This is a genomic window from Gordonia sp. i37 (genome assembly GCF_002043085.1).
In the GTDB taxonomy this organism is placed as follows: Bacteria; Actinomycetota; Actinomycetes; order Mycobacteriales; family Mycobacteriaceae; genus Gordonia; species Gordonia polyisoprenivorans.
In genome coordinates this window covers 1-14,880 of record NZ_MVPX01000219.1, presented here as the reverse complement: position 1 = coordinate 14,880, position 14,880 = coordinate 1, and the positions used below count along the sequence as shown (strand labels likewise).

Annotated in this window: 11 protein-coding genes; 6 read left to right on the top strand and 5 right to left on the bottom strand. The window is 67.8% G+C overall.

The window, feature by feature from the left end; genetic code table 11:
• The 5 genes from B1964_RS10120 to B1964_RS10100 form a co-directional block, all read right to left on the bottom strand.
• A partial coding sequence (locus B1964_RS10120) for a VWA domain-containing protein (protein WP_079929671.1) occupies nt 1-955 on the bottom strand: 955 nt, incomplete at its 3' end.
• 7 nt (nt 956-962) lie between these two features.
• Complete coding sequence (locus tag B1964_RS10115; RefSeq protein ID WP_006370099.1) at nt 963-1,901, bottom strand: DUF58 domain-containing protein; 939 nt, start codon at nt 1,899-1,901, stop codon at nt 963-965.
• A complete protein-coding gene (locus tag B1964_RS10110) occupies nt 1,888-3,129 on the bottom strand; it encodes a MoxR family ATPase (RefSeq protein ID WP_079929670.1) in 1,242 nt (413 codons plus the stop codon). The genes B1964_RS10115 and B1964_RS10110 overlap by 14 nt, the downstream gene beginning before the upstream one ends.
• A 155-nt stretch (nt 3,130-3,284) precedes the next feature.
• Complete coding sequence (locus tag B1964_RS10105; protein ID WP_079929669.1) at nt 3,285-4,817, bottom strand: NlpC/P60 family protein; 1,533 nt, start codon at nt 4,815-4,817, stop codon at nt 3,285-3,287.
• A gap of 383 nt (nt 4,818-5,200) precedes the next feature.
• A complete protein-coding gene (locus B1964_RS10100) occupies nt 5,201-5,911 on the bottom strand; it encodes a DUF6676 family protein (RefSeq protein ID WP_079929668.1) in 711 nt (236 codons plus the stop codon).
• 387 nt (nt 5,912-6,298) lie between these two features.
• Between B1964_RS10100 and B1964_RS10095 the strand changes: the two genes are divergently transcribed.
• The 6 genes from B1964_RS10095 to B1964_RS10070 all read left to right on the top strand — a co-directional run bounded on the left by B1964_RS10095 (nt 6,299) and on the right by B1964_RS10070 (nt 14,823).
• A complete protein-coding gene (locus tag B1964_RS10095; RefSeq protein ID WP_006370095.1) occupies nt 6,299-9,109 on the top strand; it encodes an aconitate hydratase in 2,811 nt (936 codons plus the stop codon).
• A 31-nt stretch (nt 9,110-9,140) separates the two neighbouring features.
• Nucleotides 9,141-9,740, top strand: a complete 600-nt coding sequence (locus tag B1964_RS10090) for a TetR/AcrR family transcriptional regulator (RefSeq protein ID WP_006370094.1) — start codon at nt 9,141-9,143, stop codon at nt 9,738-9,740.
• 61 nt (nt 9,741-9,801) lie between these two features.
• Nucleotides 9,802-11,448 (top strand): GMC oxidoreductase, encoded by a 1,647-nt coding sequence (locus tag B1964_RS10085; protein ID WP_172398801.1) that lies wholly within the window; start codon nt 9,802-9,804, stop codon nt 11,446-11,448.
• Nucleotides 11,449-11,453: 5 nt separating this feature from the next.
• Entirely contained in the window at nt 11,454-13,130 is a 1,677-nt protein-coding gene (locus B1964_RS10080; RefSeq protein WP_079929666.1) for a thiamine pyrophosphate-binding protein, read from the top strand.
• Nucleotides 13,127-13,792 (top strand): SRPBCC family protein, encoded by a 666-nt coding sequence (locus B1964_RS10075; protein ID WP_079929665.1) that lies wholly within the window; start codon nt 13,127-13,129, stop codon nt 13,790-13,792. The genes B1964_RS10080 and B1964_RS10075 overlap by 4 nt, the downstream gene beginning before the upstream one ends.
• A complete protein-coding gene (locus B1964_RS10070; RefSeq protein WP_079929672.1) occupies nt 13,789-14,823 on the top strand; it encodes a 3-oxoacyl-[acyl-carrier-protein] synthase III C-terminal domain-containing protein in 1,035 nt (344 codons plus the stop codon). Before B1964_RS10075 ends, B1964_RS10070 begins: the two co-directional genes overlap by 4 nt.
• The last annotated feature ends 57 nt before the right edge of the window (nt 14,824-14,880 follow it).

The window sequence follows — 14,880 nt, the reverse complement described above, 5'->3', positions numbered from 1 at the left end:
CCGGGGAGCCGATGACCGCGGCGATCGCGAGGATCGTGCCGGAGATGATCCAGGGTCGCGAGTTGTCGCCCTTGCGGATCTCGTAGCCGATGTCCTGCTGCAGCGATTCGTAGACCTTGTTGAGCTCGTCGAGACTCGACGCGGTGAAGAACCGGCCGCCGGAGAGGTTGGCGATCTGACGCAGGGTGTCGTCGTCGACGGGCACCGGTACCTGATCGCCGTCGAGATCCACGGTGCCGGTCGCGGTACCGAAGGAGATCGTGGACACCGGGATGTTCTCCTCCTTGGCCTTACGGGCCGCGGTGAAGGCGCCGCGCGGGTCGTCGGGGTCGTCGGGCACCGTCTCCTTGCCGTCGGAGAGCAACACGATGCGTGCCGGTGGCGCGCCGGAGTCACCGCCGAGGACGGCGTTGAGCGTCTGGATCTGCTGGATGGCCGCGAAGATGCCCTCACCGGTGGCCGTCTTGTCGGCCAGTTGCAGTTTGTCGACGGCGGATTTGGTCGCACCGTGATCCGGTGTGGGCGTGACGAGATTCGACGCCGTCCCGGCGAACGAGATCAGGCCCAGGTTGATGCCGTCGGTGAGGTCGTCGGCGAATTTCTTCGCCGCGGCCTGCGCCGCCTTGAGCCGCGTCGGCGCGACGTCGGTCGACTCCATGGATCGCGAGACGTCCATGACCAGGATGACGGTGGCCTTGTTGCGCGGCACCTTGCGATCGGCCTGCGGTCCGGCCGCGGCGACGACGAGCAGGAGCAACGCGACGATCAGCAGGGCGATCGGGGCGTGGCGGGCCCATCGTGTCCAGCGACCATCGGGCGTGGTGACCCGGTCGAGGACCTCGGTGTTGGCGAACTGCAGGGTTCGCCTGCGACGAGCCCGGAGGATGTAGACATAGCAGGCGACGACGCCGGCCACGAGCAGGGCGAGCAACAGCCACCAGGGGTTGGAGAACACTCCGTGATCACCCGACCCCGGCCGCGAGGCCGCGGCGGCGCCGGCCGACGAACTTGACGACGTCGGTGAGCCAGTCCCGGTCGGTGCGCAGCGACAACACCGGACCGCCGCAACTGCGGATGGTGCGCCGCACCTTGTCCTGGTGGGCCTGGGCCGCCACCGAGAAATCATGGCGGAGGCGGTCGGTGATGGTCACCTCACGCACCTCGCCGGACTCGGCGTCGGCCAGGCGGACCTCACCGATCGGCGGCAGTTCCACATCACGCGGATCGAGCACCTCCACGGCGAGGAGTTCGTGGTGGGCGGCAATCGCCCGCAGCGACCGCTCCCAGGTGATCGGTCCGAGGAAATCACTGATCACCACGGCCAGACCGCGGCGTCGTTGCGGACGACGGAGCGCCTCGATACCGGCGTCGAGGTCGCCACGGACACCGGGAGCGCCGCGCGTGGTGGTGGCGATCGTCTTCAGCACATGTTGGGCGTGCACTCGTCCGGCCCGCGCCGGGACGCGGACGACCTGGTCACCGGTCACCACGATCGCCCCGTGCCGATTGCCGCCACCGGAGGTCAGGTGAACGATCGCTGCTGCCGCCGCGACCGCCAGATCCCTTTTGGTGCAGTTGACGGTGCCGAAATCGAGGCTCGCCGACGCGTCGACCACGAGCCACGTCTCGAGCTCGCGGTCGGCGATCATCTGACGAACATGCGGCTGCGTGGTGCGTGCGGTCACCGACCATTCCATGCGGCGGATGTCGTCGCCGGGCTGGTAGGGGCGCGCCTCCCCCGGCTCGGAACCGGGCCCCGGGATGAGGCCGAGGTGCTCGCCCTGCAGCACTCCGTCGAGTTTGCGCCGCACGGTGAGCTCGAGCATCTTCAGCGCCGCGGTGAGCTGCGGCTCCTCGAGCAGTCCCGCCCCGAGCGACGGCAGATCGCTATTGGCCGCCATAGTGCGCGGTCGCCTGGTTGGGTGCGTGCTGACCCGGCTGGGCGGTGATCTGCTGACCGACGCTCGGCGGCGCACCGACCGGCGATGCCGGCGGGGTGGGGTGATCCAGACCCGCCGGCTGCTGGGGTCCTGTCTGCTGGAGTCCCGGCTGCTGGTTCGACGGGTGCTGCTGGTTCGACGGGTACGGGGCGGCCATCGGTTGTGCGCCGACCTGCGGCAGACCGACGGTCTGCAGAATGCGGGTGATCACCGTGTCCGCGGTGATCTCGTCGGCCATCGCGTCGTAACTGAGGACCAGACGGTGCCGTAGCACGTCCGGGATGACCTCGACGATGTCCTGTGGGATGACGTAGTCGCGCCCGCGCACGAGCGCCAGTGCCCGGGCCGCCGCGACGATACCGAGGGTCGCGCGCGGCGAGGCGCCGTAGGACAGCCAGCTCGCGGCATCGGTCAGTCCGAGTTCGGCCGGGCGGCGGGTGGCGTTGATGACGCGCACGACGTAGTCGACCAGGGCGTGGTGCACGAAGACGTTGGCGGCGGTCCGCTGCAGGCGGATGGTCGCCGCGGGATCGAGGATCTGCGATGCCTCGGGGGCGACATTGCCCATCCGATAGACGATCTCGCGTTCTTCCTCCACCGACGGGTAGTCGACGAGCACCTTGAACAGGAACCGGTCGCGCTGCGCCTCGGGCAGGGGGTAGACGCCCTCGTTCTCGATCGGGTTCTGGGTGGCCATCACCAGGAACGGATCGGGCATCGGATAGGTCGTTCCGCCGATCGAGACATGACGCTCGGCCATCACCTCGAGCAGCGCCGACTGGACCTTTGCGGGCGCGCGGTTGATCTCGTCGGCGAGCAGGAAGTTCGCGACCACGGGGCCGAGTTCGGTGTCGAACTCCTCGCGTCCCTGACGATAGATCCGTGTGCCGATGAGGTCGGTCGGGACGAGGTCGGGGGTGAACTGGACGCGGGAGAAACTGCCGCCGATCACCTTGGCGAAGGTCTCGACCGCGAGGGTCTTGGCCACCCCGGGAACACCCTCGAGCAGGATGTGGCCGCGGGCGAGCAGGCCCACGAGAATGCGTTCGACGAGCTGATCCTGGCCGACGATGACCCGCTTGACCTCGTAAATCGCCCGTTCCACGAGCTTGACGTCGGCGTCGCTCAATTCGAAGCCCGCCGCGCCGGCCCCCTGCGCCGTCGACTCGACTGTGGGATGTGAGGTCAACCCTTGCTCCTGTCGTTGCTGATCCGGCGACGGACGTACCCCCGCTCGCGTCGTTGCCAGCCTAGCGGCGCCGACTGAGAACATGCCACGAAGGGCGCGGGCGTCGCCGACGCCGGTAGGTCGGATGAACGAGCGTGAGCCCGCCGACCCACCGGTCAGAGGAGACGGACGACGTTGGGCATCGCGCCGTCGGTGCGCACCGGCGACACCTTCACCACGTCACCCGACTGCGGCGCCTCGACCATCTTTCCGTCGCCGAGATAAAGGGCGACGTGCTCACTGGCGTTGGGGCCGTAGAAGATCATGTCGCCGCGCTGCATCTGCGCCAGCGGGAACTGCGGCCCCGAGGTGTACTGATAGCCGGTGTAGTGCGGCAGCTCGATTCCGACGCCGGCAAAGGCATAGACCATCAGACCCGAGCAGTCGAACCCGATCTTGTTGTAGTCGCCGTAGCTGTCGGCGACGCCGCCGTCGCGGATGCCCTGGGTCGGCCCGTTGGCATCACCACCGCCCCACGCATAGGGCACGTTCAGCTGCGACAACGCGCGGTTCACGACGATCTCGACGGCCTGCGGGCCTCGCAGTCCCGGGCGGACGACGCCGCCTCCACCTCCGCCGGAGCTGCCGAAGAGCTGCCCGAGGCTGCCCGAACCCAGGCGCGAGCTCAGGGTGTCACCGCCGTCGCTGCCCAGCCCCGCTCCGCCGAGTCCGAGTTCGTCGAGCAGTTCCGAATGCGGCACCTGCTGCTGGCCGACGAGCCCGGAGAGGACCTTCTGGGTCACGTCGAGGGCCAGTCGCGCGGCGGCCTCGGCGGCAACCTGCATGGCGTCGTTGTCCCCGGCCGCCTGGGTGGGGCTGACGGTCACCGGGCCGGGTTGCGCCTGGCCCGGCAGATTGCGGAACAGCCCGGTCAGCAGATCCGCGGGCGCCGGGGCGTCGACCTGCGTCGGGCGCGCCGTCCCGCGCAGTTTGTCGAGTTGGGTCTGGACCGCGTTGCGTTGTTGGACCAGGGTGGCTCGTTTGCGCTGTTGGTCGGCGATCGCGCCGCGGGCCGCCGACACCGCGGCGACGGCATCGTCGCGGCGGGTCTGGGCGCTTTGCGCCGCGTAGGCGGTCTGGCGCTTCGTCGCCTGCAGCGCCGCCACCTGGTTGGCCTGCTGATTACGCGCCACCTGCAAGCGCCGGATGGTCTGCTGTTGGTCGCGGCCGAGCTGATTGATGACGGTGACGCGGTCGAGCACCTTCTGCGGGTCCGACGACGAGAGGTACTCGGTCAGCGTGCCCTCGTTCCCGCCGGTCCGATAGACCGAGCGGACGAACTGGTCGAACTCGCGTTGGGCGGCCTCGGTGGCCCGGGTTGCACGACCCAGTGATTGTTGGGCGTCGTCGGCGGCCACGGCGGCGAGACGCTGCGCGGCGACCGCGTTCTGATAGTCGACGACGGCGTGGTTGGCCGCCTCCTGCCGGGCGGCGACCGCGTTGTCGAGGTCGCTGAGATTCTGGTTGACCTGGGCGATCTGATTGATCAGCGCCGATACCGGCGAGCTCGGGGCGCGCGAGGTGGTCGGTGCGGCCGCCGCCGGACCCATCACGGCAACCAGCCCGACGGTCGCCGCGACGAGCGACGTCGCCAACGACGCCCATCGGCGCGCCGCCCTGCGGCCCACTCCTGTGGTCCCTCGCCTCACTGGCACTCCCTCGCCGTCTGTCAGCGGATGTGGTCATCCGTGGCACGAACAGCGTCTGCAACCCCGCGCGGCGCACGACGCCGACGATGCAACACGCATCACATATGGCGCATTGATGGACATGTACACCACACGTGACATTGGAACCGTACGTCACATTTGCCACAGGAGAAAACGGGTGCAACGAATTACAAAGACGTGATTACCTGCGCCGATGCTGTGAACTGCTCAAAGTCCGACAGGTTGGGTTGGTATCGAATTGGCAACGGACGCCGCTGCCGAAGCGTCAACCCTTCGGGTGACACCGAGACCATCCCCGAGGACGGCGCCGAAGACCCGCCGCGTGCAGCTCGGCCACCGTGTGCAGGACCCCGGAGGCCGTCCTAGGAGTCGTTCCCCGAGCCGGACGCGACAGCTCCGGAGGGGGATTTCTCGTCCGTCGCGGACTCCTCACCGGCGCCGTGACTGAGATCTGCTGGGGATGTCTGCGCGCCGCGGTCCCGACGCCGCAGACTCCGGATGCGGCCGACGATCGCCCCGATGACGACGACGGCGATCAGCACGATCGTGACCAGCGTCCAGTCGACCCCGGGTTTGGTGATCGCGTCCACCATTTGCTGTGCGGCCTGCGGAGGATTCGACAGCGTCAGATTGTCGGTGGCGTCCTCGAGGTTGACCCGGCTGAACTCCGGCGACGCACTGCCCACCGAATTGGGACCGAAGACCAGCACCGTCCCGCCGACGTGTTGTTGCAGTTCGGTGGCGATGTCGCGATACATCGTGAACGTGGGCATCTGCTGCTTGAGCACCACCAGATTGATGTCGTGCCCGTCGGCCTGGGCATGCGCCACGACCTGTTTGAGGGCGCCGATCTGCGCGGGGTCCTCGCTGTAGACGTGATCGTCACGGAGGTCGGCGGCGATCGCGGTCAGGTCGACGCCACCGGGGGCGGTGGTGGCGGTGACACCTTGGGTGTCGTAGGAGGAGGCGGGCGCCGCGAGAACGGTCGTGCCGGGTGCGGCGAGTATCTGGGCGCCGTCGGTGGCCGGACCAGGATTCATCGTCTCCGCTTCCTCGAGCAGGATGGTGCGCACCGGTCTCGGTGGCCACCACGTTTCGCGATCATTAAATGTGCGGTCGTCGGTGGATGCTCACCGAACCCCGATCAGAACGGTACGACAGAATGAGGAAGTCGTGAGCATCTGGGGGTCCGCGTCGCACGCGCCGGTGGACGGTCCTTGTTAGCAGTACGCCCGTACTGTTAGACTGGATTACGTCACCGCGGAAACCCCGCGGTCGCTGGATGAAACGTCGCTGGATGAAGCATCGAGCACGACCCCGACGCAGCCCGTCGGGTGGATGGTCAGAGTCGACGAGCCGGTCAGTTCGCCGATGAAGTACGCAGCCGTCCCGGAGACCGTCGCCCGGGACGTCACGCACACGCCGGCGCAGCCCGCCGGCCAGAGGAGAGTGGATTACACGTGAGTATCAATTCGTTCGGCGCGCGCGGCACCCTCGAGGTGGGCGACAACTCCTACGAGATCTACCGGCTCAGCGCGGTCGAGGGCACCGACAAGCTTCCCTACGCTCTCAAGGTCCTCGCCGAGAACCTGCTGCGCACCGAGGACGGCGCGAACATCACCACCGAGCACATCAACGCGATCGCGAACTGGGATCCCTCGGCCGAGCCGAGCATCGAGATCCAGTTCACCCCGGCCCGTGTGATCATGCAGGACTTCACCGGCGTGCCGTGCGTGGTCGACCTGGCCACCATGCGTGACGCCGTCAAGGAACTCGGCGGCGACCCGGACAAGGTCAACCCGCTCGCACCGGCCGAGATGGTCATCGACCACTCGGTCATCATCGAGGCGTTCGGCAACGCCCAGGCCTTCGAGCGCAACGTCGAGATCGAATACCAGCGCAACGAGGAGCGTTACAAGTTCCTCCGCTGGGGTCAGGGCGCATTCGACGACTTCCGCGTCGTGCCGCCGGGCACCGGCATCGTGCACCAGGTCAACATCGAGCACCTCGCCCGGTCGGTCATGGTGCGCGACGGGGTCGCCTACCCCGACACCTGCATCGGCACCGACTCACACACCACCATGGAGAACGGCCTCGGCGTCCTCGGCTGGGGCGTCGGCGGCATCGAGGCCGAGGCCGCGATGCTCGGCCAGCCGGTCTCGATGCTTATCCCCCGGGTCGTCGGATTCAAACTCACCGGTGCCGCCAAGCCCGGGGTGACCGCCACCGACGTGGTGCTGACCATCACCGACATGCTGCGCAAGCACGGCGTGGTCGGCAAGTTCGTGGAGTTCTACGGCAACGGCGTCGCCGAGGTGCCGCTGGCCAACCGCGCCACCATCGGCAACATGAGCCCGGAATTCGGTTCGACCTGCGCGATTTTCCCGATCGACGGTGAGACCATCAACTACCTCAAGCTCACCGGCCGGTCCGCCGAGACACTCGCCCTCGTCGAGGCGTACGCCAAGGAACAGGGCATGTGGCTGGAGAAGGACGCGCCGGAGGCCCAGTACTCGGAGTACATGGAGCTCGACCTGTCGACCGTCGTCCCGTCGATCGCGGGTCCCAAGCGCCCGCAGGACCGTATCGAGCTGTGGGACGCCAAGAACGCCTTCCGCAAGGACATCCACAACTACGTCGAAGAGGGCAACACCCCACAGCTCAACGGTGTCGACGAGGCCAACGAGGAGAGCTTCCCCGCCTCGGATTCGCCGTCGACCTCCCCGGACGCGGCCAAGCTGTCGTTCTCCGACGAGCCCGCCCACAACGCCTCCAAGGGCGCCGAGGGACGTCCGTCGAAGCCGGTGACGGTGGAGTCGGCCGAGCGCGGAACCATGATCCTCGACCACGGCATCGTCACGATCGCCTCGATCACCAGTTGCACCAACACCTCCAACCCGTCGGTGATGCTCGGCGCGGGTCTGCTCGCGAAGAAGGCCGTGGACAAGGGTCTGACCTCCAAGCCGTGGGTCAAGACCTCGATGGCACCCGGCTCGCAGGTCGTGACCGGGTACTACGACAAGGCCGGCCTGTGGCCCTACCTGGAGAAGCTCGGCTTCTTCCTCGTCGGCTACGGCTGCACCACCTGCATCGGCAACTCGGGCCCGCTGCCCGAGGAGATCTCCAAGGCGATCAACGACCACGACCTCACGGCGACCGCGGTGCTCTCGGGCAACCGCAATTTCGAGGGCCGCATCAACCCCGACGTCAAGATGAACTACCTGGCGTCGCCGCCGCTGGTCATCGCCTATGCGCTGGCCGGGACGATGGACTTCGATTTCGAGTCCGATCCGCTGGGCCAGGACCAGGACGGAAACGACGTCTTCCTCGCCGACATCTGGCCGACCAACGAGGAGATCGCCGAGACCATCGCGAGCTCCATCTCGGCCGAGCAGTACGCCGAGGACTACGCCGACGTGTTCAAGGGTGACGAGCGCTGGCAGAACCTGCCGACCCCGGACGGCAAGACCTTCGAATGGGACGACGAGTCGACCTATGTGCGCAAGCCCCCCTACTTCGAGGGCATGACCCCCGAGCCGGAGCCCGTCGCCGACATCAAGGGCGCTCGTGTGCTGGCCAAGCTGGGTGATTCGGTCACCACCGACCACATCTCCCCCGCCTCGACCATCAAGCCGGGCACGCCGGCCGCGCAGTACCTCGACGAGCACGGGGTCGCACGCAAGGACTACAACTCGCTGGGCGCCCGTCGTGGCAACCACGAGGTCATGATCCGCTCGACCTTCGGCAACATCCGCCTGGCCAACCAGCTCGTGGACGTCACCGGCGGCTACACCCGCGACTTCACACAGGAGGGCGGACCGCAGTCGTTCATCTACGACGCCGCACAGAATTACGCGGCGCAGGGCACCCCGCTGGTGGTCCTCGGTGGCAAGGAGTACGGCACCGGCAGCTCGCGTGACTGGGCCGCGAAGGGCACCCGCCTGTTGGGCGTCAAGGCCGTCATCACCGAGAGCTTCGAGCGCATCCACCGCTCGAATCTGATCGGCATGGGTGTCATCCCGCTGCAGTTCCCCGAGGGCGAGTCGCACAAGTCACTCGGGCTCGACGGCACCGAGACGTTCGACATCACCGGCATCGAGGCACTGAACTCCGGTGACACCCCGGAGACCGTGCACGTCACGGCCACCAAGGAGGACGGCTCGGCGATCGAGTTCGACGCCAAGGTGCGCATCGATACCCCCGGTGAGGCCGACTATTACCGCAACGGAGGCATCCTGCAGTACGTGCTGCGGAACATGATCAAGGGCTGAGGCACCCGCTCGAGAACGAGGAGCAACTCAAGTGCCCAAGGTCAGCGATGACCGACTTGCCGCGCGTCGTCGGGAGATTCTCGACGGCGCGCGGCATTGTTTCGCCGAGTACGGATACGACGGTGCCACCGTCAAACGCATCGAGGAATCGACGGGGCTGTCCCGCGGCGCGATCTTCCATCATTTCCGTGACAAGGAAGCCCTGTTCCTGGCACTGGCGTCCGAGGACGCCGAGCGCATGGCCGACGTGGCAGCCGAACAGGGCCTCGTGCAGGTGATGCGCGATGTGCTGGCCCGTCCCCAGGATTTCAACTGGCTCGGCACGCGTCTGGAGATCGCACGAAAGTTGCGGACGGACAAGAGCTTTCGTGATGCCTGGATGTCGCATTCGGCGGATGTGGAGAAGGCCACGCTCGCCCGACTCGAACGCGGGCGCGCCTCCGGCCGCCTTCGTGACGATGTGCCCGCGGAGGTCTTGGTGAAGTATCTCGACCTCGTGCTGGACGGGCTCATCACCCGGCTGGCGACCGGTCAGCCCACCGATGATCTCCACGATGTACTCGACCTCGTCGAGGAGTCGGTCCGCGTGTCGCGGGGCGCCCCCGCGGGCCCAGTGAGCGAATCGCTGTGAAGTAGATCACCCTCGGTCAGCAAAGGTTTGCCTGGCCTAATTTTCTGGCTATCTTCACAGGATGCGTTCAGATTCTTCTTCGGTTGCGATCAGCCGACGTTCCGTGCTGCGCGGTGCCGGGGCCGGCGCGCTCGGTGCCGCCGTACTCGGGCCCGCCGTACTCGGTTCCCCGTCGGGGACACCGGCATCGGCCGCGCCGGTAGCACCGGCTCCCGGCGCCACCGCGATCGTCATCGGAAGCGGCTTCGGCGGTGCGGTGGCCGCACTTCGACTGGGCGAGGCCGGGATCACGACCACGGTGTTCGAGCGGGGGCGCCGCTGGCCGATCCGCCCCGACGGCAACACCTTCGCGACCTTCGACCGACCCGACCGCCGTGCCGCGTGGTTCGACGACACCGCCGGGATCTCGAGCGTCGGTCGGGTACCCACCCAGCGTTATCCCGGCGTTCTCGACACCATCCGCGGCAACGGCATCGAGTCGGTGCACGGCGCGGGCGTCGGCGGCGGTTCCCTGGTGTTCGGCGCGTTCACCCTCCAGCCCGACAAGGCAGATTTCGAGACCGTGTTCCCCGGTGGCACGGGCTACGACGAGCTCGCCGCCGAGTACTACCCGCGGGCCCGGAAGATGCTGAACACCTCGGGCCTGCCCGACGACATCCTCGCCCACCCCAACTACGTGGGCGCGCGTTCCTGGTTGACAATCCTCGAACGCTACGGAATCGCACCGCAATTCGTGGAGTACGCCATCGACTGGGATCGGGTGCGTGCCGAACTCGCCGGACGCGCCAAGCCCGGCGTCTCGATCGGTGACCTGTCCTACGGCGTCAACAGCGGCGCCAAGAACTCCGTCGATCACAACTACCTACCCGCCGCCGAGCGGACCGGATTCGTGACGATCAAACCCATGCACGAGGTCTTCGAGATCCGGGAACGCTCACGGCGGCTCGGCTATATCGTGCGGGCCCGGCTGATCGACGACGCGCGGCGTACGGTCCGCGTCGTCACCGCCGAAGCCGACCATCTATTCATGGCCGCGGGCTCCTACCACACCACGTCATTGTTGGTCCGGGCCCGCGCACAGGGCACGCTCCCCCGGCTGTCGCCGAAGATCGGCAACGGCTTCGGCGGCAACGGCGACTTCCTCATCGTGCGCACCGCGCTCCGTGACCAGCACGGGCCGATCCAGGGCGGTCCGGGCTATGCCCGCATCCGTGAGGACCGGCTGCCCGGTGGACCGGCCACGATGATCTATCAGGCCAGCCCCTTCCCCGCACCCGCGGGCTCGTTGGCGACCACACACCTGATCCAGGTGCACACCGACGAGCGCGGCACCATCGACTACGACCACGCCACCGGCGCGACGCAGCTGAACTACCCGTACCCCGAAGGTTCCAGCGTCCTGGACCGCCGCGCGATCGCCTTCGCCCAGCACTTCCATCAGCGGACCGAGACGCGATTCGGCCACCCGGCCAACGGCATCCCGATCTACGACCGGCTCTCCGGATTCGGTTCCGGCGCAACGTTCCACGGGCTCGGCGGGGTCGTCGTCGGGCAGGCTGCCGACGCCGAGGGCCGAGTCCGCGGGTATGACAACCTCTACGTCGTCGACGGCTCGTTCGCCCCGGGCGCGGTGGGATTGGTCAACCCGTCATTGACCATCACCGCACTCGCCGAGCGCACCATGGACCGTTTCCTGAGCACCCGCTGACACCTATGACCAGTCGATGTCGGGACCGCAGGGTCGCCGACCACATCGTCGAGCGCCTGCACGCCGAAGGGATCACCTCGATCTTCGGCGTGCACGGAGCGAACATCGAGGAGCTCTTCGACGCGGCCGTCCACGCCGGCCGGACCCGGCCGGTGATCGCCAAACACGAGTTCGCCGCGGCGGCCATGGCCGATGGCGTCGCCCGGATCTTCGCGCGTCCCGCCGCAGTGTTCACCACCTCCGGTGGCGGCGCACTCAATGTGGTTGCGGCGCTGGCCGAGTCGTACGACAGCCGGGTGCCCGTCCTCACCGTGATCGGCGCGCCGGCCACCGCAACCGTCGGATGCGGCGCTTTCCAGGACATGCTCGATCCCCCGGACACCATCGATCTGCGTGCCACGTTGTCCGGGGTCGCCGGAAGTGTCGGCGTCGTGCGGTCGGCCACCGAGATCGATACAGTCCTCGACGAGGCCATGCAGACGCTGCAGCGATCGTCGCCCGCGGTGATCGTGATTCCGAAAGACATTGCCGCCGAGCACCACTCCGACCATGACCCACCATCGCGTCGACCGGTGGAGCCGCCGGCCGTTCCCGACCTCACCGCGACGATCGATCGCCTGGTGGCCGATCGCGGTCGGGTCTGCATCTGGGTCGGTGACGAGGCCTCGCGTGCCGGGCTGTCGGCTCCGGTCCACGCGCTCGCCGACCTGCTGGGCGCCTCGGTGGTCGTCGCCCCGGGCGGGCGCGACGTCGCGGGACCCGGATGCGCCGGCGTGACCGGGGTGATGGGTCATCCGTCCGCGTCGCGTGCGATCGCCGACGCGCGCACCTGCCTGGTGCTCGGTTGCCGGATGACCCTGACCGACCGTGCCGGCCTCGACGAGTTCCTCGCCGCCCGCACGGTTATCCACCTCGGCGCCCACGCCCCGAGACTTCCCGGCACCGAGCACATTCCGTGCGGGCACCTCGCCGACGCCGTGTCCGACCTCGTCGAGCAGCTACGCCGTCGAATCGGTACCCGGCGCGGTCCGGACGACACTCGATTCGATCGGCGGGCCGTGGAGCTCCTCCCCGACCTCGACCCCGGCTCTGCGTTGCCGCGGATGAGCGCGGTCATCGACGCCGTCGGTAGGCAGCTGCCCGATGACGCAGTCGTCTTCGCCGATGCCGGAAACATCGGAGCGGCTGCGGTGCACCATCTTCCGTTCGGGCGTGGGCGATTCGCGATCGCCCTCGGTATGGGCGGCATGGGTCATGCGATCGCGGCGGGCGTCGGGGTGGCGATCGCCGGCGCCGACGATGTCCGGAGCGCTACACGCACAGTCGTCATCGCCGGCGACGGATCGTTCCTGATGCACGGCATGGAGATCCACACCGCGATCGAACACCGGGCACCGATGACCTTGGTCGTCGCGAACAACAATGCGCATGGCATGTGCGTCACCCGGGAACGGATCTTCTTCCCGGATACGCCGGGGCTCAACACCTTCGGTCCCACCGATATCGCGGCCGGGCTCGCGGCGATGTTTCCCGACCTGCCGGTCCGGCGGGTCACCGATCCTCGCGACCTCGACGCGGCCACCCGTGACGTGCTCACGCGGCCCGGCCCAGCCTGCCTCGTCGTCGACACCGATCCCGACGAGATCCCGCCGTTTCACCCCCTACGCAGAGGAGTTCGATGACCACCGATACCACGGGCGCTCTCTCCGATCTCGATCCCGCCGAACCGCTGCCCGGCGTCATCCGGGTCGAGACGCATTCGCGTGCGCAGAGCACCCCGATGCTCGTCGACCGGGTGCGGTCGGTGTATCCGCACGATCAGATCTACGGCGAGTTCTGCACCGTGCACGGATACGTCGACGCACCGCCGCGAGAACTGTTCGATTGGCTTTCCGACACCCGATCTCTGGAGGAATGGACCTACAGCACAAGGGATCTGCGCCGGACCGAGACCGTCGGGCTGTGGGTGGGTACCGACCGGCTCAATACCGACACCGCCATCTATGTCCGCACCGTCGCCGACCCGGGAGCGATGACCGTCGACTACCACTGTGCCTGGGACCAACCCGATCACCTCTGGATGATCTATCTGATGCGGGTCGTCGACGCCCACCTCGTGCTGAACCGGCCGGGATCAGTCGTGCTGTGGACCAATTGCCGCCATCCGTTCTACGACCGCAATCCCTTCCCCGACACCGTCCCGCCCGGTCGTGAGGAGTGGGTCGGCGATCTGTGGGACATGTTCGCCGCGGGCCATCAGGTCGAACTCGACAATCTCACCGCCATCGCCGAACGCCGCCATCGCACCGGCCTGCCGCTGACCCCCGAATGGATGAGACGATGACCGCACATGCCGAGCCGACCGACCTGTACCTGGGCGACGTCGCGACATACCGCCCCGAGAATCGGGTACCGGCAGCTTACTTCGCGCAGTTCGCACTCGACGACGACCTCGCCGACAACGTCATGTTCCGGGCACCCGCCCACCGCCATCATGCCGACGCCGACGAGTCCAACGCCGACATGATGGTGGCCGCGGCGCAACGACTCATCGCGCGTCACGGCCCCGGCCATCTCGACGACGTCGACATCGTGGTGACCCACAGCCAACTGCCGGAGGTCCCGGTGCGCGGATGCGCGGGTGAACTGGTCCACCGTCTGGGTCTGCGCCCCACCACGGTCCTCGATGTGCACAACGGTGGGTGCGCCGCCTTCCTGCACATGATCGAGGTCGGCGGAGCGCTGCTGCGTGCCCGCGGCGGGGGCACGGCACTGCTCGCCCTGGCCCAGAACAGTGCCGGACAGATCTTCACACAAGAGCAGGTACGCACCAAGGCGCAGGCCGCCATCCCCGGCGACGGCGCGGCGGTCGCGACCCTGGTGCTCGGCGACGGCGCCAATCCGGTGCTGACCACGCTGTGCCGCTCGCACGGTGAGTATTCGGCGGACATGACCGCGGTGTCCGAGCCGGCCCGCAAGTACTGGGAATCGGGACCCGGGCAGATCCACGTCGGCTTCACCGAGTCCAAGATCGCCAAGGTGCTGACCCGCGGCAATCGGCTCGTCCCCGAGGTGGCGATCGATGCCGCCACGGCCATCGACATCCGACCCCGCGATCTCGACTGGTTGATCACCAACCAACCCAACCGCATCTTCTTACGCAATTGGCGTGAGGCACTGGAACTTCCGGCCGAGCGGCATCCCGACACCTTCGAGGAGTGCGGCAACCTGTTCGCCGTGGGCATCCCGATGACACTCGACGCACTGATCGACAGCGGACGCCTGCGCGACTCGGATGTGATCATGATGGCGGCCTTCGCTCACGCCGGCGATTTCGCCGCGGCAACCGCCGTGCGGTGGTCGGGCCGCTCGTGATCCGCTGCGATCTCAACGAGTCACACCTGCCGCCACCGCCCTCGGTGGCGGCGGGGG

Excerpts from the sequence above, each read along its gene's own strand:
- B1964_RS10080 (WP_079929666.1), top strand. The coding sequence starts at position 11,454 with ATGACCAGTCGATGTCGGGACCGCAGGGTCGCCGACCACATCGTCGAG.
- B1964_RS10115 (WP_006370099.1), bottom strand. The coding sequence starts at position 1,901 with ATGGCGGCCAATAGCGATCTGCCGTCGCTCGGGGCGGGACTGCTCGAG.
- B1964_RS10070 (WP_079929672.1), top strand. The coding sequence starts at position 13,789 with ATGACCGCACATGCCGAGCCGACCGACCTGTACCTGGGCGACGTCGCG.
- B1964_RS10075 (WP_079929665.1), top strand. The coding sequence starts at position 13,127 with ATGACCACCGATACCACGGGCGCTCTCTCCGATCTCGATCCCGCCGAA.
- B1964_RS10085 (WP_172398801.1), top strand. The coding sequence starts at position 9,802 with ATGCGTTCAGATTCTTCTTCGGTTGCGATCAGCCGACGTTCCGTGCTG.